Below are 26,022 nucleotides of genomic sequence, written 5' to 3'. Positions count from 1 at the left end.
TTTCTGGCTGGAACGCCTGTAGCTTGGCGCAATGCTGCGCTGCGGCGCGCGCCGTGGGCGACCCTGTAGGCGCGGCTTGCGACCTTTACAGCGCGGCCAGCGCGGCGGGCAGATGCGTGACGGGCAGCGGCATCGACAGGCGCGGACGCGGGCGGTAGGCGAGGATCAAGATCACGCCGATCGCGCCAAGGATCAGCATCGGCGCGGCGACGGTGGCCATGCGGTCGCCGGTCAGCCCGATCTGCGCCGCACGCCAGCCAAGCGCCGCCGACACCACCAGCGCGAACCAGCCCAGCAGGTGCTTGGGCCAGTCGGGCAGGCGGCCTTGTTCAAGGTTCGCAGGCGTGGACGGGGGCAGGGCGGCGGTGATTGCGCTCAGCAAAGCGTCAAAGCCCGCGCAGCCCATATCCTTGGCGGTGGTGCAGTCGATCTGCGCCCGCCCGCCGGGATGATCCAGCAACAGATCGCGGCGCAGGGTCTTGTCCGCGCGGCTGATCCGCAAGGTCACCGCACGCACGTGGGGCAGGTCGAGCGCAGCGATGCCACGTCCAGAGAGCACAGAATTGGACAAGGTCCAGACGTCCTGCGCGGCCCCCGGCACGCGGGCAAAGCGGTGCTCGGTCAGTGCCACTTAGAGCGCGCGCCAGCCGATGTCACGGCGGCAGAAGCCCTGCGGCCAGTCGATGGCGTCCACCAGCGCATAGGCGCGCTCTTGCGCCTCGGCCAGCGTCGCGCCGCGCGCGGTGGCGTTCAACACGCGGCCCCCGGTGGCGGTGATCTTGCCATCCACCGCCGTCGTCCCGGCGTGGAAGGTCATGTGGGCGCTGTCCTCGGGCAGCTTGTCCAGCCCCTTGATTTCAGAGCCTTTTTCGTAAGCGCCCGGATAGCCTTGCGCGGCCAGAACCACCGTCATGGCGTGATCGTCGGCCCAGGTGACCTGCGCATCGGCCAGACGTCCTTCGGCGCAGGCCTGCATCAGGTCCAGCGCCTGACCGCCCAGACGCAGCATCAGAACCTGACACTCCGGGTCGCCAAAACGCACGTTGTATTCGACCAAGCGCGGCTGGCCGTTCTCGATCATCAGACCGACATACAGCACGCCCTGATAGGGGGTGCCGCGGCGGACCATCTCGGCCATGGTCGGGCGGACGATTTCGTCCAAAGCCTTTTGCGTCACCTCATCGGTCATGATCGGCGCAGGCGAGTACGCGCCCATGCCGCCTGTGTTCGGCCCGGTGTCGCCGTCTCCCACGCGCTTGTGGTCTTGGGCGGTGCCGACCGGCAGGCAGACCTCGCCGTCGACCAGCACAAAGAACGACGCCTCTTCGCCGGTCATGAACTCTTCGATCACCACCTCTGCGCCCGCCGCGCCAAAGCCGCCGCCGAACATGTCGTCGATGGCCTCCTCGGCTTGCGCGACGGTTTCGGCGATGATCACGCCTTTGCCCGCCGCGAGCCCGTCGGCCTTAACCACAATCGGCGCGCCCTGTTCCCGGACATGCGCCTTGGCCGCTTCGGCGTCGGTGAAATGGCCGTAAGAGGCGGTCGGCGCGTTGGCCGCGTCGCAGATTTCCTTGGTAAAGGATTTGGACGCCTCAAGGCGCGCAGCGGCCGCAGACGGGCCAAAGACCGCGAAACCTGCCTCGCGCAGGGTATCCGCCACACCGGCGGCCAAGGGTGCCTCGGGGCCGATGATGATCAGATCAATGTTGTTTTCGCTGGCAAATTCGCTGACCGCGCCGCCGTCCTCGGTGTTGATCGAGGCGCATTCGGCAATTTGCGCGATGCCCGCGTTGCCCGGCGCAACGATCAGCTTGTCGCATTTGGGGTTCTGAAGCGTGGCCCATGCCAAAGCGTGTTCGCGCCCGCCGCTGCCGAGGATGAGGATGTTCATGGGAGTGCTCCTGATCTAGCTGTTGGCGGCGCTTTTAAGCGAGGTTGCGCCCGTTGGAAAGCCTTTGCCCCACCGGGCCGATTTTAACCTCAAATCGTGTCGCGGGCGGTTTTGTCCGGCGCTGCGATTGGCTAGATTGGCCGCAAGGCAAGAGGGTTGCACATGGATATGTTCGAAGATGACGCGCCGGGCAACGCCCCGGAATTCTCGGTGTCCGAACTGGCGGGGGCGGTCAAACGCACCATCGAGGGCAATTTCGGCTATGTGCGCGTGCGCGGCGAGGTCGGGCGGGTGACGCGGCCCAAATCGGGGCATGTTTACCTTGATCTCAAGGACGACAAGGCCGTCATCAACGGCATCCTGTGGAAGGGCGTCGCCGCCCGTCTGCAAAACCAGCCTGAGGAAGGGATGGAGGTCATCGCCACCGGCAAGATGACCACTTTCCCCGGCCAGTCGCGCTATCAGATCGTGATCGAAGACCTGCGCCCCGCCGGGGCCGGGGCCTTGATGGCGATGCTGGAAAAGCGCAAGGCGATGTTGCAGGCCGAAGGTTTGTTTGATGCCGGGCGCAAGAAACGTCTGCCCTATCTACCTGAAATCATTGGGGTTGTGACCTCTCCCAGCGGGGCGGTGATCCGCGATATTCTGCACCGGCTGCGCGACCGTTTCCCGCGCAAGGTCTTGATCTGGCCGGTCGCCGTGCAGGGGCAGAACTGCGCGCCCGAGGTGGTGCGCGCCATCCAGGGGTTCAACCGGTTGACGCCGGGGGGCGCTTTGCCTCGGCCCGATCTCTTGATCGTGGCGCGCGGCGGTGGCTCGGTCGAGGACCTCTGGGGCTTTAACGAAGAAAGCGTCGCACGGGCGGCGGCGGCCTCGGAGATCCCGCTGATCTCGGCGGTGGGGCACGAGACGGACACCACGCTGATCGACTTTGTCTCGGACATGCGCGCGCCCACGCCCACGGCGGCGGCGGAGCTGGCGGTGCCAGTGCGGATGGAACTGCTGGGGCTGGTTGGAGACTACGGCGCGCGGATGACGCGGGCCATGGGGCAGCGCATCGACGTGCGTGGGCAGCGGCTGCGCGATGTGTCGCGCGCGTTGCCGCGTCCGCAAGAGCTGCTCGATGGCCCTCGGCAGCGGCTGGACGTGGTGGGCGAACGCTTGCCCCACGCGCTGCGGCGGCTGGTGGATCGCCAGCGGCTGCGCCTGTCGGAAAGCGCGGGCAGCCTGCGCCCCGTCGTCCTGACCCGTGCGATCACCGTGGAAAAGGCCAAGCTGACGGACCGTGCCGCGCGGCTGGCCCCGGCGCTTGACCGGCTGGTGGTGCAACGGCGCGAGGCGCTGGCCCGCCGTGCCGACCGCCTGTCCCCCCGGCCCATCCAGCGCGAGATTGTCGCCGGACGGGACAAGCTGGACAGCCTGACCCGCCGCCTGCAAGAGGCGCAAGCGGCCCGCATCCTTGAACAAAAGCGCAAGCTCGACGCGCTCGCCCGCCTCAGCGACACGCTGTCCTATAAGGCGACGCTGGCGCGCGGCTATGCGGTGGTGCGCGGCGATGGCCATGTCGTCACAACCAAAGCGGGCGCCGAAGCGGCCACGGGGCTTGAGATCGAATTCGCCGACGGCACCTTTAAACTGGGCGGCAAGCCTGCGAAAAAGACCGCCAAGCCCAAGCCCCCCGAACAGGGCAGCCTTTTCTGAAACCGTAGGATTACGAAAAAGCAGTTAAGCCTGTGTGAAACCACAGGCTTTCTTTTTGTGCTGCGCTCGCATAAGCTTTTCTGCAATGAAGCATTTTGCCGGAGGAGGGGAGCCTGTGGCCACCAAGGAAAAACCGCTGCTGATCAAGCGCTACGCAAGCCGGAGACTGTATAACACAGAGACTTCGGATTATGTGACGCTCGAAGATATTGCCGGGTTCATCCGGGACGGGCGCGACGTGCAAATCGTCGACCTGAAATCGGGCGATGACCTGACGCGCCAGTACCTGTTGCAGATCGTCGCAGAGCACGAGAGCAAGGGCGAAAGCGTCCTGCCGATTAACGTTCTGACCGACCTCGTGCGGTCCTACACGACCACCGCCACCAGCGCCGTGCCGCAGTTCCTTGCCGCCAGCTTTGACATGTTCCGCGAGAGCCAGTCCAAGTGGGTCGAGAACATGGGGCAGAACCCGATGCTGGCCAACAACCCGATGGCCAAGGGCTTTGAGGCGATGCAAGCGCAGCAAGAGGCGTTTCTCAAGGCGATGACCGGCGGGACCGCGGGCAGCACTGGCCCCGCGCCGGAACCGGAACCCGCCGAGGATCTGGACGCCATCAAGAAACAGCTCGCCGCGCTTCAGCAGCAGCTGTCCAAGATGGGAAAGTAAACGTCTGACATTTAATTGTCTGACAAGTGAAATGACAAAGCGCGCGAGAGGGGAGGCTCGCGCGCTTTTTCTATGCCTGTGTCAGGTGCCGTAGGCGCGGGTCTGCGCCATAACCGTGTCGGCGGCCTCGACCAGAATGGCCGCCACGGCGTCGCATTCTTCGGCAGTCAGACGCGCGGGCAAGCGGGTGTCGCAGGCGCGCATTAGCATGGCGCGGGTCGCGGGCAGGTCCGGCATCTCGGGCAGGAATTCCCAGTTCCAATAGGCGCGCGCATTGTCGGTGGTCAGGCCAAAGACCTGCACCTTGACGCCGCGCGCCTCGGCCGCGCTGACAAAGGCGCGCACGTCCTCATCCCGCATCCCCGTCAGGTTGAATTGCAGCGAATCCGGCGCGCGCTCCTCGGGCGGCAGCTTGTCCGGGACGGTGATAAAGGGGCTCTGTTCAATTAAACCAGCCACCCGATCGTGGTTGCGCCGCCCATCCGTCACCCGCCGGTCAATCTGCGGAATCTGAGGCCGGATCACCGCCGCCGACAAGTTCGACATGCGCAGGTTATAGAGCGGCAGCTTGTTCTGCCAGCGCGCGAACGCCTGCTCCAGCTCGGCGGAATTATCCTTGCGATCCATGTGCTTGCGCCAGTTATGCTCATAGGCGCCAGACAGGATCACCGCGCGCGCCACGATGTCGGCATCGTCGGTCACAAGGATGCCGCCTTCGCCCGCATTCAGCAGCTTGTAGCTCTGGAAACTGAAACAGCCAACGCGCCCCAACGTGCCGATCTTGCGCCCGTGCCACGTGGTCCCAAGGCTGTGCGCCGCGTCCTCGATCACCGGAATGTCGCGCGCCTGGCACAGCGCCATGATCGCATCCATGTCCGAGGTATGCCCGCGCATGTGGCTGACGATCACCGCGCTGATATTGTCCAGCTTGGCCTCGAAGTCCTTCAGATCAATGCGATAATTCTCGCCCACCTCGCACAGAACCGGGATGCAGTCGGCGTGCACGATGCTCGACGGCACGGCGGCAAAAGTGAAGCCGGGGATCAACACGCGCGAGTCGCGCGGCAGGCCCAAAGCCTTGAGAGACAGGAACAGCGCCGCCGAACAGCTGCTGACCGCCAGCGCGTATTTCGTGCCCATATGGGCCGCGAATTCCGCCTCAAGCAGGCTGACCGGGGCATTCTCGGGGGCGGTGTAGCGGAACAAATCGCCCGACTGCAAAAGCCGGTCAATCTCGGCGCGGGCTTCCTCGGGGATCGGCTCGGCATGGTGCATATTCGGGAGCATGTTTTACATTCCTGAAATATCGGTTTTCAGAAACGTAAAACAAAGGCGCGCGCGCGTCTATGCGAAGTTGACCATTCATTAAAATGTCACGGTTACAGTCCCAGCTTGTCGCGCAGCGCAAACCAGCTCATGGCCAGCGCCAACAATGGCGTGCGCAGCCCCGCGCCCCCCGGAAAGGCTGGCGTCGGCAAAGCGGCAAAAGCGTCAAAGCCCGAGGCCTGCCCACGCACCGCCTCGGCCATCAGCTTGCCCGCCTGCACGGCGTTGCCCACCCCATGCCCGGAGTAGCCCGAGGCGCTGAGCACGTTCGGCGCAACCCGCGCCAGATGGGGCAAGCGTTTCATCGTGATCGCCAAAGTGCCGCCCCAGGCGTACTCCAGCTTCACATCCGCCAGATGCGGGTAAATCTGCGCCAAAGGCTTGCGCACCACCGCGCGAATATCGCTGGGAAAACGATAGCCATAGCTCTCGCCGCCGCCGAACAGCAGCCGTTTGTCGTCCGAAAGCTTCCAGTAATTCACCACGAAACGGTCGTCACACAGGGCCACATCGCGGGTTAAAACCTCTGCAGCCCTGTCCCCAAGCGGTTCTGTCGCAACGATAAAATTGTTGATCGGCATAACGCGGGCGGCCACCTTGCGATCCAGGCCACCCAAATACCCGTTGCACCCAAGGATCAGATGATCCGCCTCAACGCGCCCGGCATCGGTCTGCACCACGACCTTGGACCCATGCTGGATATGGTGCACATGGCTGCGCTCGTAAATGCGCACGCCCGCCCGAACACAAGCCTCCGCCAGCCCCAAAGCCAAGCGCAACGGATGCAAATGCGCCGCCCCCATGTCCAAAACGCCGCCCTGAAAATCGGGCGAGCGGCACAGCGCCGCAAACGCCTCCCGGTCCAAAACCTCCAAGCCATAGCCATAGCGCGCATCCATATGCGCCGCATAGTCGTGCAACTCTGCGACGGATCCAGCCGAACTGCCCGCCCAGCCCACACCATCGCGTAAATGACAATCGATCCCGTGGCGCTCAACCAACCCGCGAACCAGCGCCTTGGCCTCTTCGCCAAACTCCCACATCCGCCGGGCATCCTCGGCCCCCAGCATCTTCTCCAGCTTCAGCTGATCCAACCGTTGACCGGACCCAAGCTGCCCACCATTGCGCCCAGACGCGCCAAAGCCTACCCGATGCGCCTCCAGCAGAACCACATCCAAACCCGCTTCTGCCAAATGCAGCGCCGCCGACAGCCCGGTATAGCCCCCGCCAACCACGCAAACATCCGCCCGCTGAACCCCACCCAACGGCGCAAACGGCGCCAGCAGGTCGGCACTCGCCGCATACCAGCTCTGCGGATAGTCCCCACGTTTATCGTTGGAAAACAAAAGGTTCATGCGGCCCTTCCTGGCTTCTTCTCTTTCAAAATATCCCGGGTGGGGTTTGGGGGGGGCAGCGCCCTCCCCACTGGCGCGCAGCGCTAAACCGGTGCGCGCAGCGCTCCGCTTAGACGTTCAGCAGCAAGTGCTCGCGTTCCCAAGGCGAAATCACCTGAAGGAACTCATTATATTCCGTGCGTTTCACGATCCCGTAGACCCGCGCGAACTCGGGGCCCAAAACCTCGTGCAAAGCGGTCGCCTCTTCGAAGGTATCCAAAGCCTCGCCCAACGTGCGAGGGATATCGCCTTCGCCCTCATAGGCATCGCCCTTGAACTGCTTCGACGGCCAGCGCTCTTCCATCAGGCCTAAATACCCACAGGCCAGCGACGCGGCGATGCCCAGGTAGGGGTTGCAATCCATGCCCGCCAAACGGTTTTCCACCCGCCGCGCCTCCGGCCCGGACAGCGGAATTCGGATGCCGGTGGTGCGGTTGTCCCGCCCCCATTCAAGGTTAATGGGCGCGGCGTGATCCTTAACATACCGCCGGTAGCTGTTCACATAAGGCGCCTGTACGGCAATCGCCGCAGGCATATAGGCTTGCAAACCGCCAATGAATTGGAAAAACGCGTCCGTCTCACCGCCCTGCGGGCCGGAAAACAGGTTCTTGCCTGTCTCGCGATCCAAAATCGAGTGGTGGATGTGCATCGCGCTGCCCGGCTCGTCGGCGATGGGCTTGGCCATAAAGGTCGCAAAGCAATCGTGCCGCAACGCCGCTTCGCGGATCAACCGCTTGAAATAAAAGACTTCATCCGCAAGCTTGACCGGATCTCCGTGCCGCAGGTTGATCTCCAGCTGGCCCGCGCCGCCTTCTTGGGTGATGCCGTCAATCTCGAAACCTTGCGCTTCGGCGAAATCGTAAATGTCGTCGATCACCGGGCCGAATTCATCCACCGCCGTCATCGAATAGGCCTGCCGCGCCGCCGCGGGGCGCCCGGAACGCCCCATCATTGGCTTGATGTCCTTGGCCGGATCAATGTTGCGCGCCACCAGATAGAACTCCATCTCAGGGGCGACAACGGGCTCCCATCCTTGGGCGTGATACAAATCGACCACGCGTTTCAGCACGTTGCGCGGGCTATAGGGGACCGGCTTGCCATGACGGTCGCAGGCGTCGTGAATCACCTGCAAGGTCCAGTCCCCGGTCCAGGGCGCGGCGGTCGCCGTGCTCATATCCGGGGTCAGGATCATATCCTTTTCGATAAATCCGTCCGAGTCGTTCGCATCCGACCAATCCCCTGTAATCGTTTGGAAAAAGATCGAATCCGGCAGGTGAAAGTTCTTTTGCCGGGCGAATTTCGTCGCCGGCACCGCCTTGCCGCGGGCAATGCCGGGCAGGTCGGAAATGATGCACTCGACCTCATCCAGCTTGCGCCCCTCCAGGAACGCTTGCGCGCTTTCGGGCAGGCTTTCGGTCCAGTCGGTGGTCATTTAGATGCTCCTTTCGCGGAAGAACCGCGCGAATTGTTGAGCGATCTCGGCACTGTCCAGCGGGGTGCCGGTGCGCGTCGTCGCAGCCTGTAGGCGGTCGTCGGGCACCACGCCCTTGCCGCGCAGTTCAAGCAGGTCGCGCATAAAGCCGTCCTGGAACTCGGGGTGTGGCTGCACCGTATAGGCTTTGCCCGGATAAAGCAGCGCTGCGTGGGCACAAAAATCGTTATGCGCGACGGTTTGCGCGCCCTCGGGCGGCGTGATCACTTGGTCCTGATGAAAGGCGTGCAAAGTCTTAACGCCATCCGCGAACTGGTAATCTTTGGGGCCGACCGACCAGCCGCCATCGAATTTTTCCACCTTGCCGCCAAGCGCCTGGGCAATGATTTGATGGCCAAAACACACGCCGATCAACGGCTTATCGGCGGCATAGATGTCACGAATAAGCTGTTCGAGCGGCGCCATCCACGGATGTTCCTCATAGACCCCGTGGCGCGAGCCAGTGATCAGCCAGCCATCGGCGTCGTCCACACTGGCGGGAAAGTCACCGTTCACCACGCTAAAGGTCTGAAACTCAAAGCCCTGATCGGCCAGCAACCGCTGGAACATATCCGGGTATTCACCGCTTTGAGGAACAAGATCGGGCGGCACCAACCCGGTCTGCAAAATGCCGATTTTCATAAGACACCTGTCTGTTTCGGGCAAAGCTAGGGTGGGCCGGGGCGACCTTCAAGGTCACACCGTATCGAGATAAATTTCCACCTGCTCCTGCCGGGTCAGCTCGTCCATGTCGCGCAGCTCTTGACGCTTGGTCAACAGAAAGTTGTCGATCAATTGCTGGGGAAAGACTCGCTTAACCTGTTCTGACTTATCAAAGGCTTCGATGGCGCTGGCCCAGTCGGTCGGCATGCTGGGCAGGTCCTGTGCGTAGGCGCTTCCGGTGATCGGCTCGGGTGGCATTTTTTTGTCTTCAAGGCCGTTCAAAGCCGCGCCCAGAATGGCTGCGAGCGCCAGGTAGGGGTTCACGTCACCGCCCGATACGCGATGTTCGATCCGCCGCGAGGGGGGCGGGCCGCTGGGCACACGAATGGCGGCGGTGCGGTTCTCATAGGCCCAACAAATCTCGGTCGGGGCGTGGGCGTCGGGAACGAGGCGGTCATAAGACGTCAGGTGCGGCGCAAAGATCAGCGCGCTGCCGTGCATGGCATCCATGCAGCCGCGAATGGCGTGGCGCAGCGCGTCGGTCCCCCGCTCTGTCCCGTCGTCAAAGATGTTCTTGCCCGTGCGATCCAGCACCGAGAAATGCGCGTGCATCCCGCTGCCGGCGTAATCCTCGTAGGGTTTGGCCATAAAAGACGCCGCAAACCCGTGCCTCCGCGCCAGCCCCTTGACCAGCTGTTTGAACAGCCAAGCATCATCGGCGGCCTTGAGCGGATCAGCCTGATGAACAAGGTTAATCTCGAACTGCCCCAGACCCGCCTCGGAAATGGCGGTGTCGGCGGGGATGTCCATGATCTCGCAATATTCATAAAGATCAGTAAAGAAAGTATCAAAGGCGTCCAGCGCCCGGATCGACAGGATTTCTGCGGCCTTGCGCCGTTTGCCGGATCTGGGGCTGACCGGCACCTGCAAATGCCGCCCCGAATCGTCGATCAGGAAAAACTCCAGCTCGACCGCGACAACGGGGGTTAATCCTTTGGCAGTATAGCGTTCCGACACACGGGCCAGCGCATGACGCGGGTCGCCGTCATAGGCGCGCCCGTCCTCGTGGAACATCCAGATCGGCAGCAGCGCGGTCGGCGCTTCGAGCCAGGGCATGGGCACGAACCCGCGTTCGGTGGGGAACAGAAGGCCGTCGCGGTCGCCGGTTTCGAACACCAGCGGGCTGTCCTCGATGTCTTCGCCCCAGATGTCGAGCGACAGCACGGACATGGGGAACTTGGTCCCGTCCGACAGGGTTTTCAGCGCCGACGCGATGGGCATTCGCTTGCCGCGCGCCACGCCGTTGAGGTCACAGGCCGCCGCGCGAATGGTGCGGACCTGCGGATGCTCGCGGAGCCAAAGCTCGGGGGAGGTGGACATGGGGCCTCTTGAGATTTTTTGATCAAATTATGGTAGCGAGGGCGAGGGGGCCTTGGCAAGGGGGCATTCGGACAGGCGCTGGCCCGCGCGATCTGCCGCTTAAATTATCAGCGCATGAGCGTGGGGCGCAGGCGGATCTTCGAGCGGGTGTTCTGCGGCAAATGACGGTTGAGACGCCGGTTGATCAGGCCGAAACCGCCGATGATGATCAGGGTCAGCAAGATGAAATAGCCCGCAAGGATCGGGTAGGGAACAAAGGGGTTAAACGTCTTGTCCGCGAAATAGTTGGCGTAATAGAGCGCATCGCCCTTTTGCTTCCACGCCGGGAACCCCGAGAAATAAACCAGTGTCGTGGCATGAAACAAAAAGATCGCTTCGTTGGTATAAGCGGGCCACGCCAGACGCAGCATCGTGGGCCATGTGATCTTGCGAAATCGCGCCCAGCCGGAAAAGCCGTAGGCGTCGGCAGCTTCCATATCCCCCTTGGGGATCGACAAAAGCGCGCCATAAAAGATTTCGCCGGAATAGGCGGCGGTATTGAGGAACAAGACCACCAAAGCACCGAGCCAAGCGGACGTGAAAACGTCGAAAAAGCCCGATACACTCTTGAGGCTCAGGAACAAGAAGTAGGCGAAAAAGAACTGAATAAACAAGGGGCTGCCGCGAAAGACAAAGATAAACCACTCGCTGGGTTTGCGCAGCCACGGGTTTTGCGCGGCCTTGCCCATGGCCACCGTGGTCGCAAGGAAAAAGCCAGAAAACAGCGCCATGAAGCCGAAATAGATATTCCAGATCATGCCAGAGCCAATCAGCGTGACCTGCTGGCACAGCGTGAAATCTTCGCGCGGCAAAAGGCGTTCGCCTATTCCAATGGAGCGCAGGCCGTAATCGGCGATGGTTTCCCAGCAGCTCACAGCGGCGACTCCATGGTTCGGGGCAGGGGGCGCAATTGACAGAACATTAGGCTGCCTTTCGCTGGGCTTCGCCGCCCGTGGTGGCTTGGCCGTGGGTCAGACGTTTCATAATGCGGTCCAGAACGATTTCCGACACGCGCGTGAACGCCAGATAAAAGACCAGCAGCGCAAAGAAGTACCACATGCGCCAATCGGGATGCGGATAGTCGGTAAACCGCGCGGTTTTCGCGCCGCCCAGCTCGCGCGCCCAATAGACGATGTCCTCGACGCCCAGCAGGAACAGCAGCGGAGTGGCTTTGATCAAAACCATCCAAAGGTTGGACAAACCGGGCAGGGCAAAGACCCACATCTGCGGCACCAGAATGCGCCAAAACGTTTGGCGCGGGGTCATGCCGTAGGCTTCGGCGGTCTCCAACTGGGCGCGCGGCACGGCCCGCATGGCCCCGAACAAAACGTTCGCCGCAAAGGCCCCAAAAACGATGGAGAAGGTCAGAACCGCGAGCATAAAGCCGTAGGTTTCATGCACCCATTGCGCGGCATTGCCCAGCGGCAGCTTGGCCTCGGCGCAGACCACGAAATCGTTGCCCTGCCGGATTGGCTGATCCCAATCGGGGCATTTGACCTGATGCCGTAGCCACTCGAACCCTTGATCCAAGGCTATGACAAAAAACAAGAAAAACGCGATGTCCGGGACGCCGCGCACCACGGCGATATAGGCTTTGCCCAGCCAGCTGAGGGGCGCAAATCGCGACCGTGCAGCCGCCGCGCCGCCAAAGCCGAACATCAGGGCGACCGGCGCGGTGATCGCCAGCAACAGCAAAACCGTGCCCACCGACCAGTAAATCGACAGGTGCTTGCCGGTGGTCAAATAACACGACAGCCAAGTCAGGCCGTCGAGCGTAGCGGGGTCGGTGCAGTAGCTGAACATCGCGCAGGGCCAAAGGGCGGACCAAGGCCCGCCCCCCTTTCAGGATCAGAAGGTTTCGCCGATTTCCCACTTTTCAATCAAAGCGTTAAGCGAGCCGTCGTCCTTCATCGACTGGATCGCGGCGTCGAATTTCGCCTTCAGTTCGGTGTCCGACTTGCGGATGCCCAGACCGATGCCGCCGCCGATCAGCACGTCTTCGCCGGTGAAGGCCACGTCCGAGGATTCGGCCACGATCGGGTCGAGGTAGGCTTTGTCCGCCAGCACTGCATCGGCCTCGCCATTGCGCACGGCGGCGACGGTTTCATCCGGCGAGGAAAATTCGACCAGCGTCGCGCCGTGTTCGGCCACGTAGGACGCCTGGATCGTGCCGGTTTGCGCTGCGATCACACCGCCCGCCAGATCCACTTCGGCCCCGGCCAGCGCCACATAGGCGGAGGGGTCAGGCTGGGTGTAGTTCTGGGTAAAGTCGATCTGCTCTTTACGCTCATCGGTAATGCTCATGCCCGCGATGATCGTGTCATAGTTGCCGGAAACGAGGTTCGGGATGATCGAATCCCACTCGTTGGTGACCCACTCGCAGGTCAGCTCGGCGCGGGCGCACAGCTCATCGCCCAGCTCGCGTTCAAAGCCGTCAACCTCGCCCGCGTCGTTAATGAAGTTATACGGAGGGTAAGCGCCCTCGGTGCCCATACGCACAACCGAATGGCTTTCTGCCAGCGCAGCGCCGGCCATCATCGCCAGAGCGGCGGTTCCGATCAGAAGGTTTTTCATCATTTTGCTCCCTGATTTTCCCTGAGTGTTTCACGGAATTTAAATGTGTCGGCGCGTGGCCTTAGGTGTGCGAGGTGGACTGCAAGAACCCCCGCAGTCGTTCGGATTTGGGCGCGCCGAATAGGGCATCTGGCGCGCCTTCTTCTTCGATCAAGCCCTGATGCAGGAACACCACGTGATCGCTGACATCGGCGGCCATCTTCATATCGTGGGTGACGATCATCATGGTGCGCCCTTCGGCGGCCAAATCCTTGATAACCTTGATGACTTCCTGTTCCAGCTCGGGGTCGAGCGCGCTTGTCGGCTCGTCGAACAACAGCGCCTCGGGTTCCATGCACAGCCCACGCGCAATGGCGGCGCGTTGCTGCTGGCCGCCCGACAATTGCGCCGGATAAGCGTCGCATTTGTCGCCAATCCCGACCTTGTCCAGATAAGCGCGGGCGGCAGATTCGACCTCGGCACGGTCGCGGCCCAGCACCGTCACCGGCGCTTCCATGACGTTTTGCAGGATCGTCATATGCGCCCAAAGGTTAAACTGCTGAAAAACCATCGAAAGATTGGTGCGAATGCGCAAGACTTGCGCCGCATCAGCGGGGCGACGGGCGTGTCCCGTGCCCTTCCATTTCACCGGCTCGCCTTTGAACAGGATGTCGCCTTGCTGGCTGTCTTCCAACAGGTTGCAACAGCGCAAAATCGTCGATTTCCCCGATCCCGAAGACCCGATGAGCGACAGCACATCCCCCTTATGCGCGGCGATGCTGACGCCCTTGATGACCTCAAGCTCACCATAGGCTTTGTGAAGATTGCGGATTTCGATAACGGGATTGTTTGCGCTCACGTCCCACCTGACCGGGTTTTTGACTTGCCGGTCAGAATGACTCGAATTGGCGCTGATGCAATGGGCAAAGGCCAAGATTCTGGGCATTCACCCACGATTTGACGACAGGTCAGCTTGTTTTTAAGGCGAGTGGGGCGGTTACTGCGCCGCTTCCACGCGTTTTCGGGCCATTGCGCTGTCCATGTCAGACAGGCCAAGCAGGTTCGACACCAGCCGGAGCAGCGCGTCTTCTTCGGCTTCGCGAACGCCATCGGCGAGCACAACCTGCCACAGTGCTTCGATCACGCCGAGGCGATCGTCATGCGGCACGGCGTCCTTGATGGCGCGGGTGAATCGCACCGTGTCGGGCGCTTCGGATTCGAGCTGTTCGGCGTCGCGGCGCAGCTTGGTGGCCTCGAAAGGCGACAGGCCGTAGCGGGCGGTGACGATCTTGTCGATGCGCTGTTGTTCGCCCTCATCGTACTGTTCATCGGCGCGGGCGACACGCACCAAGAGCGCGGTCAAAGCAAGACGCGCATCGCCATCGTTCAGCGGATCAGGGGCGGGCGCCGTCAGGCGTCTGAGAAAATCAGCAAACATATGAAGGATATAGGGGGCGGTCTGCCTCAGGGCAATGGGGCGTTAAGGAATGACAGCGGCGGCGCGAGCGGCCTCGGAATCGCTGCGATCCACGCCAAGCGATTTTTCGACAAAAGCCACCAAAGCCGCCTCGTTATCGTCGACGAAGCCGTCGGAATGCGCCACGTCCCACAGGGCCTGCACCTTTTCCATGCGGTGATCATAGTCAACGCCGTCGCGGATCAGCGCGGCCATATGCTCGTCGTCCTCGATGCCATGCGCCAGCTTTTCACAGACCGCACGCATCTTGGCCGCCTCCAGCGGTTTGAGATCATAGGCCTTGGCGAGGATTTTGTCGATTGTCTCAATCTCTTCAAACAGATAGGCGTCATCGGCCTGAGCAACTCGGACCAACAGGGTTCCCATGGCATAGCGCGCATCCAAGGGCGGCAGCGGCTGTTCCGGCGGGGTTTTGCGTTTGAAGAACTGCGTGAGGCGTTCGAGCATGGGATCTTTCCAGCGTTAAGGTTAATCACACCCTAACACGTCTGTTGGCCCTCGCTACGGGGAAAATTAACCCTGTTTGGCGACCTTGCCAAAGGCGGCGGTCAGGCGTTTGGCTTCATCCTCCAGCCCCCAGGGCGGGTTGACGACAAACATGCCGCTGCCAACCATGCGGTGGCCTTTGCGCGCGGGGGGAAAGCGGACCTCGTGGCGCAGCGCCTCGGGGAAGCTGGCTTGCAAGGCCTTCAGCATCGGTTTGTGCGGGCCGTCCGTCAGGATCGGATACCACAGCATCAAGATGCCGACGTTCCACTTTTTCGCTAGCGTTGTCATGGCTTTAGGAATCGTCTGGTAGTCGGACTTGACCTCCCAGCTGGGGTCGATCAGCAGCAGACCGCGGCGCGGATCGGGCGGGCAAAGGCTTTGCGCCAGTGCGAACCCGTCTTGCTGGTAGGTCTTGGTGTTCGGCGCGCGCACCGCCCCGCGTAGGGCGGTGTATTCCTGCGGGTGCAGCTCTGCGAGATGCAGTTTGTCCATGTCGCGCAGCAGGTTCTGCGCGATCAGAGGCGAGCCGGGGTAGGCGGTTTTGCCATGCGCCGCGCGGACTTTGTTAAGTGCGGTTAAATAAGGGTGATCGGCGGGCAGCCATGCCTCGGCCAGCGTAATGCCCTGCGCGGCCTCGCCGGTCTTGAGCGCCTCGGCCCCGGCCAGATCGTACAGCCCGCGCCCCGAATGCGTTTCGATATAGGACAGCGGTTTGTCCTTGCGCGTTAAGTAGTCCAGCGCGCGGGCCAGCAGCGCGTGCTTTTGCACGTCGGCCAGATTCCCGGCGTGGTAGGCGTGTTGATAGGACAGCATGGGCGCGGCTCCAAACGGCTTTGCGCGCCTTCCTATCGTAGATCGCGACCATGGGCGAGGGGCGCTACGCGCAAAAATGCAATCACACGCTTGCAACCCAAGGGGGAGATTTGCCGCTTTTTCGCCCAGATCGGCTGTCACCTATTGGGCAACAAAGCAAAGGATACGCGAGCAATGTTCAAAAAAATCTTTGAGATCGGGTTCTATTCGACGCTGGTTCTGGGGTTTACGGCGGGGGCGGTGGCCTCGATGGACCGCAATGAGCTGTACCAGCTGTCGGCACATGTGATCAACTATAGCGGGTTTGATTGCCCCGAGGTGCTGCGCGTCGCCCCGACGGAGGCCGACGAGATGTACAAGGTCAAATGCAGCCAAGGCGCGACCTATATCATCGACACCCTGACGGGCGGTGTTTGGAAGGCCTGAACGAAAAACGGGGCCGCTTGGGGGCCCCGTTCTAACCTATTCGCGGTGGCTTAGACCAACCGCGACACCTCTTTCGCCGCGCGGACAAAGTCGCGGAACAGCGGGTGCGGTGCGAAGGGTTTGGATTTCAGCTCGGGGTGGAATTGCACGCCAATGAACCACGGGTGGTCCGGCCATTCCACGATCTCGGGCAGCTTGCCGTCAGGGGACATGCCGGAGAACTTCAGGCCGACCTCTTCGAGCGTGTCCTTATACGAGGTATCGACCTCGTAGCGGTGACGGTGGCGTTCGTCGATGGCGGTTTTGCCGTAAATCTGCGCGACGCGAGAGCCTTCGGTCAGCACGGCGTCATAGGCACCCAGACGCATGGTGCCGCCCTTGTCGTCGGCCACAGAACGGTTGACCTTTTCATTGCCCTGCACCCATTCCTTGAGGTGGTAAACCACCGGCTCGAAACGGCGCTCGCCGGCTTCGTGGTCGAACTCTTCGGAGCCGGCCTTGGTCAGACCGGCGACGTTGCGGGCGGCCTCGATCACGGCCATCTGCATCCCAAGGCAAATCCCGAGATAGGGCACGCCATTCTCGCGGGCGTATTGCGCCGCCTTGATCTTGCCCTCGGTGCCGCGCTCGCCAAAGCCGCCGGGCACGAGGATCGCGTCAAATTTTTCCAGATGCGGCGCGGGGTCTTCGCGGTCGAACAGCTCGGCGTCGACCCACTCGATCTTGACCTTGACGCGGTTGGCCATGCCGCCGTGGGTCAGCGCCTCGGCTATGGATTTATAAGCGTCTTCGAGCTGGGTGTATTTGCCAACGATGGCGACGGTGACTTCGCCTTCGGGGTTGTGGACGCGGTCGGTGACGTCGTCCCACTTGGACAGGTTCGGTTTCGGCGCGGGGTTGATGCCAAAGGCGTCGAGCACGGCTTGGTCCATGCCCTCGCGGTGGTAGGCGATGGGCGCCTCGTAGATGGATTTGAGATCCTGCGCGGCGATCACGCTATCGGGGCGCACGTTGCAGAACAGGGCGAGCTTTTCGCGTTCCTTCTGGGGAATCGGCCCTTCGGAGCGGCAGACGAGGATGTCGGGGGCCAGACCAATCGAGCGCAGCTCCTTGACCGAGTGCTGAGTCGGCTTGGTTTTCAGCTCGCCCGAGGCCTTGATGTAGGGCAGCAGCGTCAGGTGCATAAAGATGCACTGGCCGCGCGGCTTGTCCTGGGAAAACTGGCGGATCGCCTCAAAGAAGGGCAGGCCCTCGATGTCGCCGACGGTGCCGCCGATCTCGCAGAGCATAAAGTCGACCTCATCCTCGCCAATCGAGATGAAGTCTTTGATTTCGTTGGTGACGTGGGGGATCACCTGGATCGTCTTGCCAAGGTAATCGCCGCGACGCTCTTTTTCCAGCACGTTGGTGTAGACGCGGCCAGACGAGATGGAATCGGTCTTGCGCGCGGGCACACCGGTGAAACGCTCGTAGTGGCCAAGGTCGAGGTCGGTCTCTGCGCCGTCATCGGTGACGAAGACTTCGCCATGTTCGAAAGGCGACATGGTGCCGGGGTCGACGTTCAGATAGGGGTCAAGCTTGCGCAGGCGGACCGAGTAGCCACGCGCCTGAAGCAAAGCGCCAAGCGCCGCCGAGGCCAGACCTTTGCCAAGCGAAGAAACAACACCGCCGGTGATGAAAATAAAGCGCGCCATGTTGGGCTACCCCGTGATTTTGCCTGCGTTTCCAGCGCGTTCCCGAGCAGTGGAACGGCCAATAAAGTGCTCTCCCGCCGGGCTGTCGCACGGCAGTATCACGGGATTTGAGCCATAGTAGATTCGTCTGGAAATGTCCAGTCATCCGCAAGATACTGTTGCGGTGAGGGTGGCAGGGGCCACCCCTAGTAGATCGTTAACGGATCAGTCCGCGCGCGGAACCAGCGGTGCGTCGGCTGCGCCATCCGCAGAGGGCGGGGGCAGCAGGGCGTCGGTGTCGAGTTCCGGCGTGTCGGTCGCGGGCGCTGCGGCGGGGGCATCGGTGATGCGGTCCAGGACCGAGGTGCCTTCGGCGTTACGGGCCGCAAAAACGGTCAGCGTGATCGACGTGATGATAAAGGCAATCGCAAGGATCCAGGTGACTTTGCCCAGAGCGGTCGCCGCGCCGCGGGCGCTCATGGCACCGCCACCACCGCCACCCATACCGAGGCCGCCGCCTTCGGAGCGTTGCAGGAGCACGACGCCAATCAGGCCAAGGGCAAGGAGAAGGTGAATAATGAGGATGACGTTTTGCATGAGACCTGCACGAGTTTGCGGTTTTGCGGGTATGTAGGGGATCGGGCGCGGCGGCGCAAGCGGGTAGGTCGGAGGATGGCTCTGTTTGGCCTGCGGCCAAAGGCGCCCACCCACCGACCCGGGGGCCTTAGTCTTCGACTTCGTCCACGTCGAGCTGGCCCGACAGGCGCTTGCGGATGATCGACCAGCTTAGGCCAATGCCAAGGACAACGCTGCCGGCAAAGAGCGCAATCCACGTGGCAAGGCCGGGATCGGTCAGGTCAATCAGGCCGAAATCGGCGGCGACCCATAGGAGGGCGGCGAAGACGGCCAGCACAAGGATCATGCCGAACGCCCCGATCGAGCGCAGCGTCGCGCGTAGGTAGATAATGTAGCCCACAAGCAGGATCAGCCCCATCAGTACGATCACCGATTTGGATGATTCCCAGTTGGCCATGGACAGGCGCACAAAATTGAACGGCGTCGGGTTGTATGTCGCGCTGAGCAACAAAAAGGCAAAGAGCCAGCGGAGAAGGAAGCTCATATCGTCTCTTTCGTCTGGTTTTTCCCTTTGGTGGCGGCAGTTCCGGCCGCTGTCCAGCCCGTTGCGGCGATTTAGTGGTTTCGCGCGCAAGGGAGGCGCATTATACGGGCGCGGGTTTGAGATCACCGAAAGGACCTGGATTATGGCAAATGTGGTCGTCGTAGGCGCCCAGTGGGGCGACGAAGGCAAAGGCAAGATCGTGGACTGGCTGAGCAGCCGGGCCGATGTGATTTGCCGCTTTCAGGGCGGGCATAATGCCGGGCACACGCTGGTTGTGGATGGCAAGGTGTACAAGCTGCACGCGCTGCCCTCTGGCGTGGTGCGCAAGGGCAAGCTGTCGGTGATCGGCAACGGTGTGGTGCTGGACCCGTGGCACTTGATCAATGAGATCGAGACGGTGCGGGCGCAGGGCGTCGATATTTCGCCGCAGACGCTGATGATCGCCGAGAACACGCCGCTGATTCTGCCGATCCACGGCGAGTTGGACCGGGCGCGCGAAGAGGCCGCCAGCAAGGGGACCAAGATTGGCACCACCGGGCGCGGCATTGGGCCTTGTTATGAGGACAAGGTAGGGCGCCGTGCGATCCGCGTGGCCGATCTGGCTGATGAGGCGACGCTGGAGGCGCGTGTGGACCGGGCGTTGCAGCACCACGATCCGCTGCGCAAGGGTCTGGGGATCGAGCCGGTGGACCGCGAGGCGCTGATGGCGCAACTCAAGGAAATCGCTCCGAAAATTCTGGAGTATGCCGGTCCGGTCTGGAAGGTGCTGAATGAAAAACGCCGCGCCGGGGATCGCATCTTGTTCGAAGGGGCGCAGGGCGCGCTGCTGGACATCGACTTTGGCACCTATCCCTTTGTGACCTCGTCCAACGTGATCGCGGGGCAGGCGGCGACGGGCACCGGCATCGGGCCGGGTTCCATCGATTTTGTGCTGGGGATCGTCAAGGCGTATACCACGCGCGTGGGCGAGGGCCCGTTCCCGACCGAGCTGGAAGACGCGGACGGCCAGCGCCTTGGCGAGCGGGGCCATGAGTTTGGCACCACCACCGGGCGCAAGCGTCGTTGCGGGTGGTTCGATGCGGTTCTGGTGCGCCAGACGTGCGCGACCTCTGGTGTGAACGGCATTTCGCTGACCAAGCTGGACGTTCTGGACGGCTTTGAGACGCTGAAGATCTGCGTGGGCTATGAGTTGGACGGCAAGACGCTGGACTATCTGCCTTTTGCCGCCGAAGAGCAGGCGCGCTGTGTGCCGGTTTACGAAGAGATGGAAGGCTGGTCCGAATCGACCGAAGGCGCGCGCTCTTGGGCCGATCTGCCGGGGGCTGCGGTGAAATATGTGCGCCGTGTCGAAGAGTTGATCGGCTGCCCGGTGGCGCTGTTGTCGACCTCGCCCGAGCGGGACGATACGATTCTGGTGACCGATCCCTTTGAGGATTGAGCGGAGGGGGACGAGATGGCCTTGAGTTACAAAGCGCGGCGGCGGTGGTCGCTGGTGATTTTGCTGGTCGGCTTGCCGCTTTATATCGTTGCGGCGGTGACGGTGGTGAATCTGCTGGACCGTCCCTCTATCCTTTTGGAATTGCTTGTTTATGTCGGTCTTGGGTTCCTATGGGCCATGCCGTTCAAGTTCGTGTTTCGCGGCGTTGGGCAGGCGGATCCGGATCAAGGCCGCGATCAGGACTAGGTCGTCGATTGGTCTGTTTGGCCTGTGGCCAAAGGCGCCCACCCGCCGACCCTGTCGAATTGCAACAAAAAAGGCCCGCCGGATTTGGCGGGCCTTTTCTTGTTTGGTGGTCAGGATCAGCCTGCGGCGCGATCCGGTTTGAAGCTGATCCGGTCCGAGGCGGTGAAACGCCCGCCGGAGGTCTTTTCGATTTTGCCCTCGCGCAGGAGTTGGCCGAAGGAGCGGAGGCGATCTTCGCGGCTCGATTCCTGTTGTTCGGCTTGGCGCACGGTGGTCATCAGCTGGGGGCGCGAGAATTGTTCGCGGCCCTCGACGTAGGACATGTAGGCCGCCGCAGCTTCGAGCAATTCGGGCAGGTCGACCGCGCCGACGGATGCGGCGTAGTCGGCAAAACCGCCATCCATTTCAGGCGCTTGCGGGGCAGGTACCTCGCGCGGGGTGGTGGCGGCGCTGCGTTGGATGCGGCGCGGGCGGACCGGGGTCACCTGCTGTTGCGGCGCCTCGTCGGAGGGCACGCGCTGTTCGGCCACCAGCTTGAGCGGGGCCGGACGGGCGGGCACCTCTGCGGGGCGTTCGGTGCGGGGGGCACCGGATTGCGGGCGGCGCGGGCGGACAACGTTGGCGAGATCTTCGCGGTAGGGCTCGATCTCTTCTTCCTTGTCGGCTTTGCGGCCCAGCAGGCGGTCGGCTTTGGTCGCGGCCACGGCGGCGCGCAGGTGCGCAATCGCGGTGCGGCGGCGGTTGCCTTCGGGTTCGTCCAGTTCCTTGTTCGTCTCGTTCAGGATGCGCGAGGCGTCGTCATCCTCGACGGTGTTTTCGGTCAGCATGGCGCGGGCCGGGCTGGCCATCTTGACGGCCTTGCGGGCGCTGTCGCGGACCAGTGCGTCGATGTCGTCCTCGTCGTCGCCAAGGGCGGCCGAGGCGCGGGCGTCCAGCGCGTCGAGGTCGGTGTCCCACGGGCGTTTCGGGGTCGAGACGGGGTTGTCCAGACGCAGCGGCGCGGGGGCGGCCATGTCGTCTTCGTCCTCGTCGTCGTCATCCCAATCGGACACGGGCGCGGGCGCTGCTGCGGCCGGAGCGAGATCCTCTGCGTCGTCCTCGTCGTCCCAGCCCCAGTCGTCGGTTTTCGCGGCGGGGGCGGGCGCGTCGTCGAGGAAATCGTCGTCCTCGTCGTCGTCATCCCAATCGCCGTTCAGTTCCGCTTTGACGGCGGCCAGTTCGCGGGCCAGGTCGTCTTCTTCCTCGGGCGAGAGCGAGCTTTCCTCGGACTGCGGCGCGGCGGGGGTCTCGTCGACTTCTTCGAATTGGCCGGATTTCACCGCCTCTTCAAAGACGGCGCGCTTGACCTTGACCACGCGGGCGCGGATCGGCTGTTTCGGCGCGGGGGCCGGCGTGGGAGCGGGTTCAGGAGCCGCCTGTGCCTCGGGGAGGGCGTCGTCTTCGTCTTCGAAGTCATCGAAGGCGTCGGTCTCGTCCAGTTCAGCGGCCTTCGGCGTGTCGTCCGCAGGGTCCTCGGCGGTGTCGAGGAACTCATCCTCGGCGTCATCGTCCCAGGCCGAGAACGCATCGCCCGCAGCCGTCGGGGCGGTGTCCAACGCGGCGTCTTCGTCGTCGAAGTCCTGATTCTGCATCAGGCCCGCGAGCGTATCGGCAAAGAGGTTATCCTCTGCGTCGTCATCGGACAGCTCTTCGGCGGCCTCAGCCAGAGCGACATCGGACAGCTCTTCTTCGTCGTCATCGGCGTTGAATTCGCCCAGCAGAGCGGTCAGCGCGTCGTCGTCGACCTCTTCGCCGTCGTCCTCATCGTCGTAGCTGGCATCATAGGCGGTCTCTGCCTCGGAGGTGTCATCATAGGCCTCGGGCGCTTCGGCGACCACGGCGCGGATGCGGTCCAGCTTGGCCGCCACGTCGCTGGACGGGGTCAGGCGGGCGGCGGGCTCGACGATGTCGATCTCGGGCTCGGATGCCTCGTCAGACAGGTCCGGCATGGACTGCGCGGCCATAAAGTCACCAAGGTCGATGTCCGGCGTTTCCAGCACGGGCTGCGCCGGGGCGTCGTCTTGCGGCTCTTCGGTTAAGTCCTCGGGGTCCGAGCCGGGCAGGGGGCGTTCGGTCAGAACGGCGGTCGCCTCGATCGTGTCGTCGTCGGGCAGGCTATCCTCATAGACCGGCTGCGGCGCGTCTTGGGTTGCGGGGGCCACGGGGGCTGCTGCCCGCGCCGGACCTGCCGACAAGGCCGCCGCCAACGCCCCAGAGGACGCAGCGCCAACCGCATTGCCAATGCTCAGCTTGCCCTGGCCCATCTCGGCGGACAGCTGGTTGCGCATCATCTCAGAGGCCAGTTCCGGGTCGAACTGCGGCGGCTCGGCCCCAAAGAATCGATCCTCGCCCACAACGCCACGGAAAAAATGGGTGGTTTCCTTGACCACGGCGAGCGGATCGTCAAAGCCTTCGGCCGTACACGAGAAGGTTCCATACGAAACCGTCAATATCTTGCTCGAACTCACCATGTTCCTGCTCACTTTCATACGTTCTGCAACAGTGTGTTTACCACGACGACCGAGACCAAACGTGACCGAATCTGTGCCCGAGAGCGTATCATTTCGTGACTTGATTGTGGTCTGTTTCCCAATTTGACATTAATTCGCCATGAAATCTAAAATTGTTCATACATCAAAGCCAGTGGTTCTGGTCGGCGGCGGGCAATGCGACCCAGCCGTGCTGATTGATGCGCTAAACGCGACAGAGGTGGTTGTGGCCGCCGATGGCGGGGCGCAGCGGTGTATTGACGCGGGGCGGATGCCGGATGTGATCATTGGCGATATGGATTCGTTGTCTGCTGAGGTTCGTTTGGGTTTGCCAGCGGGCATCGTGCACCAGATAGATGAACAAGACAGTACCGATTTCGATAAATGTCTTCGCAATATCCAGTCGCCTCTGGTGCTGGGCTATGGTTTCCTTGGGGCGCGGTTGGATCACCAACTGGCGGCGCTGACCGTGCTGGTGCGGCGGGCGGATCGCTTGTGTCTGCTGATCGGGGACGAGGATGTCGCTTGCGTGGTGCCGCCGTCGTTGACGCTGGCCTTGCCGGTGGGGATGCGGCTGTCGCTGTTTCCTATGGGGCCGGTGCGGGGGCGCTCACAGGGGCTGAAATGGCCCATCGACCACATCGACTTTGCCCCGAATGCGCGGATTGGCACCTCGAACGAGGTGAGCGGCCCGGTGCGGCTGGCCATGGACCGTCCGCAAATGCTGGTGATTTTGCCGATTGAGGCGCTGCCGGCCTTGCTGTCGGGGCTTGCCGCCTCTCCCTCGCGCTGGCCGGAAGCCACGGATTAAGGCAGCGGTGGCGGGGTGTCTTGCTGTTGCTCCAGTCGGCGCTCACGCTCGAACACGTACAGGCCCGCGCCGACAATGATCGCGATGCCGACAAAGGTCAGCGGCGTGGGGAAATCGTCAAACGCCAGATAGCCGATCACCGTCGCGCCGACGATTTCCAGGTATTGCAGCGGGGCGATGGTGCCCGCCGGCGCAAAGCGCAGCGCAAACGTCAAGAACAGGTGAGAGACCGTCGCCACGATCCCGACCCCCAGCAGCGACCAGCGCGCAAAGCCCGTGGGCCAGACCGGATCCCACAGCGCAGCGCCCGAGCCATCCATCACGATCAGCGGCGGAAACACCAGCACGCAGGCGGCCAGCGCCGTATGACCTTGGAGCACGATCGGCTCCATCCGCTGCGACATGGACCGGGTCATCAGCATGTAGATCGAGAACATCAGCGCCGTCCCCAAGGGCAGCATCGCCACCAGCCCCAGATCGCCAAAGCTGGGCCGGATCACCAGCAGCGCGCCGCCAAAGCCCACGGCGCAAGCGGTCAGACGCCGCCAGCCCACGGGTTCGCGCAGGAACAGCGCGCCCATCAGCGTCAGGATGAACGGCTCGACGAAAAAGATTGAAATGGCGTCGGCGATGGGCATGGCGCGCAGGGCGGTAAAGAACAGCGCCGTGGCCAGCACCAAGGCCGCCGCCCGCGCCAGATGCAGCCCCGCATCGCGCAAAGGCATTCGTAGCGACAGCCCCATGGTCAGCGCCAGAGGCAACAGCACGATCACTTGCACGGCAAAGCGCGCGGCCAAGATCTGCGTGACGGGAATCTCGGCGGGTGTCGCCTTGGCAAAGGCGTCCATGATCGGGGCCAGCACGCAAAAGGCCAGCATGAACAGAATGCCGAGGGTGGTTTTAGACTGAGACATGAGCCGCGCTTTCCGACTGTTTGCGCTATCGTTAGGCAGGACGCCGCCCTATGGCAACAGCGTTAGCCAGACCCAAGCGGTCACGATGGAAAACCCCGTGGCGATCAGCACGCTGGAGGCCGCCACCCGCCGTGCCCGCCCGTACATATTGGCAAAGACATAGGCGTTGATGCCCGGCGCCATGGACGCGGTCACAACGGCAGAGCGGAAGGCAGAGGTGGAAATCCCCGTCGCCTTGCCCAAGCTCCAAGTGATCGTCGGATGCAGCACCAGCGAGACGGCGCAGACAAACAGGATGATGCGGGTGTCGCCTTGGGGGCGATAGCGGAACAGCACGCCGCCCATGGCGAAGAGCGCCGCGGGCAGGGCGGTGCGCACCAGCATGTCGAGCGCGTCGGTGAACGGGCCGGGCAAGGGCAGGCCGCTGATGTTCACCACGGCCCCCAGCGCGATGCCGATCACCAGAGCGTTGCGGAACATGGCCCGCGCGACCTTGCCGGGCAGCTCTCTAGCCGGGGCGCCCTCGGCGCGGGCGATCTCCATCGCGGTGATGCCGATGGCGTAGCAAATGGGCGAGTGCAGGGCGACGATCAGGTAGTTGGCTTGCAGCGCGTCCGGGCCATAGGCGCGCTCGGTGATGGCAAGGCCGATCAGCAGCGAGTTGGCAAAGAGGCAGACGAACCCGATGGCGACGCTGTCCTGCCAGTCGCGTTTGAACACATGCCGCGCGGCCAGCAGCCCGACGATAAAGCAGGTCACCGAGCCGGTGTAAAAGCTGACGAGAATCCAAGGGTCGAACTGCGATTCCAGATGCAGCGTGGAAATCGCCCGGAACAGCAGAGCAGGCACCGCGAAGGTCTGGGTAAAGACCATCAGGCCATCAACGGCGCTTTCGGGGAACCACCCGCGCCAACTGGCCAGATAGCCCGCGCCGATGACGATAAAGACCGGCAGGATGACGTCTAAGAGCGCTTGCACGGGCGGGTGCCCCTTTGTTGG

Annotated in this window: 26 protein-coding genes; 6 read left to right on the top strand and 20 right to left on the bottom strand. The window is 62.8% G+C overall.

What is annotated here, in order from left to right; all coding sequences use genetic code 11:
• Positions 1–85: 85 nt before the first annotated feature.
• Both B9A11_RS07890 and purD read right to left on the bottom strand, forming a co-directional pair.
• Positions 86–631 (bottom strand): hypothetical protein, encoded by a 546-nt coding sequence (locus B9A11_RS07890; protein WP_058246456.1) that lies wholly within the window; start codon positions 629–631, stop codon positions 86–88.
• On the bottom strand, positions 632–1,894 hold the full coding sequence (purD, locus tag B9A11_RS07885; protein WP_058246457.1) for a phosphoribosylamine--glycine ligase: 1,263 nt from the start codon (positions 1,892–1,894) through the stop codon (positions 632–634). It abuts the gene before it with no gap.
• A gap of 162 nt (positions 1,895–2,056) precedes the next feature.
• Between purD and xseA the strand changes: the two genes are divergently transcribed.
• Together xseA and phaR are read left to right on the top strand one after the other, a co-directional pair.
• On the top strand, positions 2,057–3,595 hold the full coding sequence (gene xseA, locus B9A11_RS07880) for an exodeoxyribonuclease VII large subunit (RefSeq protein ID WP_058246458.1): 1,539 nt from the start codon (positions 2,057–2,059) through the stop codon (positions 3,593–3,595).
• Positions 3,596–3,710: 115 nt separating this feature from the next.
• Positions 3,711–4,262, top strand: a complete 552-nt coding sequence (gene phaR, locus B9A11_RS07875) for a polyhydroxyalkanoate synthesis repressor PhaR (protein ID WP_058246459.1) — start codon at positions 3,711–3,713, stop codon at positions 4,260–4,262.
• 81 nt (positions 4,263–4,343) lie between these two features.
• Here phaR and B9A11_RS07870 read toward each other — a convergent pair whose 3' ends face one another.
• From B9A11_RS07870 to B9A11_RS07815, 12 genes are all read right to left on the bottom strand, one after another.
• The gene (locus B9A11_RS07870) at positions 4,344–5,549 is read right to left on the bottom strand and encodes a DegT/DnrJ/EryC1/StrS family aminotransferase (protein WP_058246460.1); all 1,206 of its coding nucleotides are present in this window, start codon (positions 5,547–5,549) and stop codon (positions 4,344–4,346) included.
• A gap of 92 nt (positions 5,550–5,641) precedes the next feature.
• Positions 5,642–6,943 (bottom strand): NAD(P)/FAD-dependent oxidoreductase, encoded by a 1,302-nt coding sequence (locus B9A11_RS07865; protein WP_058246461.1) that lies wholly within the window; start codon positions 6,941–6,943, stop codon positions 5,642–5,644.
• Between the two features lie 109 nt (positions 6,944–7,052).
• Positions 7,053–8,414: a glutamine synthetase family protein gene (locus B9A11_RS07860; RefSeq protein WP_058246462.1), complete on the bottom strand. Its 1,362-nt coding sequence runs from the start codon at positions 8,412–8,414 to the stop codon at positions 7,053–7,055.
• A complete protein-coding gene (locus B9A11_RS07855; RefSeq protein ID WP_058246463.1) occupies positions 8,415–9,095 on the bottom strand; it encodes a type 1 glutamine amidotransferase in 681 nt (226 codons plus the stop codon).
• A 54-nt stretch (positions 9,096–9,149) separates the two neighbouring features.
• On the bottom strand, positions 9,150–10,496 hold the full coding sequence (locus B9A11_RS07850; protein WP_058246464.1) for a glutamine synthetase family protein: 1,347 nt from the start codon (positions 10,494–10,496) through the stop codon (positions 9,150–9,152).
• Positions 10,497–10,603: 107 nt separating this feature from the next.
• Positions 10,604–11,410, bottom strand: coding sequence for an ABC transporter permease (locus tag B9A11_RS07845; RefSeq protein WP_058246465.1), 807 nt, complete (start codon positions 11,408–11,410; stop codon positions 10,604–10,606).
• A gap of 46 nt (positions 11,411–11,456) precedes the next feature.
• A complete protein-coding gene (locus B9A11_RS07840; protein WP_058246466.1) occupies positions 11,457–12,338 on the bottom strand; it encodes an ABC transporter permease in 882 nt (293 codons plus the stop codon).
• 45 nt (positions 12,339–12,383) lie between these two features.
• Positions 12,384–13,109 carry a transporter substrate-binding domain-containing protein gene (locus tag B9A11_RS07835; protein WP_058247097.1) on the bottom strand — a complete coding sequence of 242 codons (726 nt, stop codon included), beginning with the start codon at positions 13,107–13,109 and terminating at the stop codon, positions 12,384–12,386.
• 61 nt (positions 13,110–13,170) lie between these two features.
• Positions 13,171–13,947 (bottom strand): ABC transporter ATP-binding protein, encoded by a 777-nt coding sequence (locus B9A11_RS07830; protein WP_058247098.1) that lies wholly within the window; start codon positions 13,945–13,947, stop codon positions 13,171–13,173.
• A gap of 138 nt (positions 13,948–14,085) precedes the next feature.
• Positions 14,086–14,526, bottom strand: coding sequence for a tellurite resistance TerB family protein (locus tag B9A11_RS07825; RefSeq protein WP_058246467.1), 441 nt, complete (start codon positions 14,524–14,526; stop codon positions 14,086–14,088).
• 42 nt (positions 14,527–14,568) lie between these two features.
• Positions 14,569–15,012 carry a tellurite resistance TerB family protein gene (locus tag B9A11_RS07820; protein ID WP_058246468.1) on the bottom strand — a complete coding sequence of 148 codons (444 nt, stop codon included), beginning with the start codon at positions 15,010–15,012 and terminating at the stop codon, positions 14,569–14,571.
• Between the two features lie 66 nt (positions 15,013–15,078).
• Positions 15,079–15,867 (bottom strand): 23S rRNA (adenine(2030)-N(6))-methyltransferase RlmJ, encoded by a 789-nt coding sequence (locus tag B9A11_RS07815; protein ID WP_058246469.1) that lies wholly within the window; start codon positions 15,865–15,867, stop codon positions 15,079–15,081.
• A gap of 174 nt (positions 15,868–16,041) precedes the next feature.
• On the opposite strand from B9A11_RS07815, the gene B9A11_RS07810 reads away from it, so the two are divergent.
• Positions 16,042–16,293 (top strand): hypothetical protein, encoded by a 252-nt coding sequence (locus B9A11_RS07810; protein WP_058246470.1) that lies wholly within the window; start codon positions 16,042–16,044, stop codon positions 16,291–16,293.
• A gap of 50 nt (positions 16,294–16,343) precedes the next feature.
• Here the strand turns inward: B9A11_RS07810 and B9A11_RS07805 are convergent, their stop codons facing one another.
• From B9A11_RS07805 to B9A11_RS07795, 3 genes are all read right to left on the bottom strand, one after another.
• Entirely contained in the window at positions 16,344–17,987 is a 1,644-nt protein-coding gene (locus tag B9A11_RS07805; RefSeq protein ID WP_058246471.1) for a CTP synthase, read from the bottom strand.
• A 204-nt stretch (positions 17,988–18,191) separates the two neighbouring features.
• Positions 18,192–18,563: a preprotein translocase subunit SecG gene (gene secG, locus B9A11_RS07800; RefSeq protein ID WP_058246472.1), complete on the bottom strand. Its 372-nt coding sequence runs from the start codon at positions 18,561–18,563 to the stop codon at positions 18,192–18,194.
• Between the two features lie 127 nt (positions 18,564–18,690).
• Positions 18,691–19,086 carry a DUF6524 family protein gene (locus B9A11_RS07795; protein ID WP_058246473.1) on the bottom strand — a complete coding sequence of 132 codons (396 nt, stop codon included), beginning with the start codon at positions 19,084–19,086 and terminating at the stop codon, positions 18,691–18,693.
• 142 nt (positions 19,087–19,228) lie between these two features.
• On the opposite strand from B9A11_RS07795, the gene B9A11_RS07790 reads away from it, so the two are divergent.
• Positions 19,229–20,524 (top strand): adenylosuccinate synthase, encoded by a 1,296-nt coding sequence (locus B9A11_RS07790; RefSeq protein ID WP_058246474.1) that lies wholly within the window; start codon positions 19,229–19,231, stop codon positions 20,522–20,524.
• 15 nt (positions 20,525–20,539) lie between these two features.
• Positions 20,540–20,770, top strand: coding sequence for a DUF2842 domain-containing protein (locus tag B9A11_RS07785; RefSeq protein ID WP_058246475.1), 231 nt, complete (start codon positions 20,540–20,542; stop codon positions 20,768–20,770).
• A gap of 116 nt (positions 20,771–20,886) precedes the next feature.
• Here B9A11_RS07785 and B9A11_RS07780 read toward each other — a convergent pair whose 3' ends face one another.
• Positions 20,887–23,259, bottom strand: coding sequence for a hypothetical protein (locus B9A11_RS07780; RefSeq protein WP_058246476.1), 2,373 nt, complete (start codon positions 23,257–23,259; stop codon positions 20,887–20,889).
• Between the two features lie 160 nt (positions 23,260–23,419).
• On the opposite strand from B9A11_RS07780, the gene B9A11_RS07775 reads away from it, so the two are divergent.
• Positions 23,420–24,109 (top strand): thiamine diphosphokinase, encoded by a 690-nt coding sequence (locus tag B9A11_RS07775; protein ID WP_058246477.1) that lies wholly within the window; start codon positions 23,420–23,422, stop codon positions 24,107–24,109.
• Here the strand turns inward: B9A11_RS07775 and B9A11_RS07770 are convergent.
• Both B9A11_RS07770 and B9A11_RS07765 read right to left on the bottom strand, forming a co-directional pair.
• Entirely contained in the window at positions 24,106–25,023 is a 918-nt protein-coding gene (locus tag B9A11_RS07770) for a DMT family transporter (protein ID WP_058246478.1), read from the bottom strand. The two genes, B9A11_RS07775 and B9A11_RS07770, sit on opposite strands and share 4 nt — an antisense overlap.
• A gap of 48 nt (positions 25,024–25,071) precedes the next feature.
• Entirely contained in the window at positions 25,072–26,001 is a 930-nt protein-coding gene (locus B9A11_RS07765) for an AEC family transporter (RefSeq protein WP_058246479.1), read from the bottom strand.
• Positions 26,002–26,022: the final 21 nt, after the last annotated feature.

This window comes from Tropicibacter naphthalenivorans (assembly GCF_900176475.1).
GTDB lineage: Bacteria > Pseudomonadota > Alphaproteobacteria > Rhodobacterales > Rhodobacteraceae > Tropicibacter > Tropicibacter naphthalenivorans.
Note: the sequence above shows the minus strand (reverse complement) of the source record. Positions and strands in the feature narration are given on the sequence as shown.

What these genes read in the sequence shown, in the direction of transcription:
- purD (WP_058246457.1), bottom strand. Translation starts at nt 1,894, where the DNA reads ATGAACATCCTCATCCTCGGCAGCGGCGGGCGCGAACACGCTTTGGCA.
- xseA (WP_058246458.1), top strand. Translation starts at nt 2,057, where the DNA reads ATGGATATGTTCGAAGATGACGCGCCGGGCAACGCCCCGGAATTCTCG.
- B9A11_RS07870 (WP_058246460.1), bottom strand. Translation starts at nt 5,549, where the DNA reads ATGCTCCCGAATATGCACCATGCCGAGCCGATCCCCGAGGAAGCCCGC.
- B9A11_RS07865 (WP_058246461.1), bottom strand. Translation starts at nt 6,943, where the DNA reads ATGAACCTTTTGTTTTCCAACGATAAACGTGGGGACTATCCGCAGAGC.
- B9A11_RS07860 (WP_058246462.1), bottom strand. Translation starts at nt 8,414, where the DNA reads ATGACCACCGACTGGACCGAAAGCCTGCCCGAAAGCGCGCAAGCGTTC.
- B9A11_RS07855 (WP_058246463.1), bottom strand. Translation starts at nt 9,095, where the DNA reads ATGAAAATCGGCATTTTGCAGACCGGGTTGGTGCCGCCCGATCTTGTT.
- B9A11_RS07850 (WP_058246464.1), bottom strand. Translation starts at nt 10,496, where the DNA reads ATGTCCACCTCCCCCGAGCTTTGGCTCCGCGAGCATCCGCAGGTCCGC.
- B9A11_RS07840 (WP_058246466.1), bottom strand. Translation starts at nt 12,338, where the DNA reads ATGTTCAGCTACTGCACCGACCCCGCTACGCTCGACGGCCTGACTTGG.
- B9A11_RS07835 (WP_058247097.1), bottom strand. Translation starts at nt 13,109, where the DNA reads ATGAAAAACCTTCTGATCGGAACCGCCGCTCTGGCGATGATGGCCGGC.
- B9A11_RS07825 (WP_058246467.1), bottom strand. Translation starts at nt 14,526, where the DNA reads ATGTTTGCTGATTTTCTCAGACGCCTGACGGCGCCCGCCCCTGATCCG.
- B9A11_RS07820 (WP_058246468.1), bottom strand. Translation starts at nt 15,012, where the DNA reads ATGCTCGAACGCCTCACGCAGTTCTTCAAACGCAAAACCCCGCCGGAA.
- B9A11_RS07815 (WP_058246469.1), bottom strand. Translation starts at nt 15,867, where the DNA reads ATGCTGTCCTATCAACACGCCTACCACGCCGGGAATCTGGCCGACGTG.
- B9A11_RS07810 (WP_058246470.1), top strand. Translation starts at nt 16,042, where the DNA reads ATGTTCAAAAAAATCTTTGAGATCGGGTTCTATTCGACGCTGGTTCTG.
- B9A11_RS07805 (WP_058246471.1), bottom strand. Translation starts at nt 17,987, where the DNA reads ATGGCGCGCTTTATTTTCATCACCGGCGGTGTTGTTTCTTCGCTTGGC.
- secG (WP_058246472.1), bottom strand. Translation starts at nt 18,563, where the DNA reads ATGCAAAACGTCATCCTCATTATTCACCTTCTCCTTGCCCTTGGCCTG.
- B9A11_RS07795 (WP_058246473.1), bottom strand. Translation starts at nt 19,086, where the DNA reads ATGAGCTTCCTTCTCCGCTGGCTCTTTGCCTTTTTGTTGCTCAGCGCG.
- B9A11_RS07790 (WP_058246474.1), top strand. Translation starts at nt 19,229, where the DNA reads ATGGCAAATGTGGTCGTCGTAGGCGCCCAGTGGGGCGACGAAGGCAAA.
- B9A11_RS07785 (WP_058246475.1), top strand. Translation starts at nt 20,540, where the DNA reads ATGGCCTTGAGTTACAAAGCGCGGCGGCGGTGGTCGCTGGTGATTTTG.
- B9A11_RS07775 (WP_058246477.1), top strand. Translation starts at nt 23,420, where the DNA reads ATGAAATCTAAAATTGTTCATACATCAAAGCCAGTGGTTCTGGTCGGC.
- B9A11_RS07770 (WP_058246478.1), bottom strand. Translation starts at nt 25,023, where the DNA reads ATGTCTCAGTCTAAAACCACCCTCGGCATTCTGTTCATGCTGGCCTTT.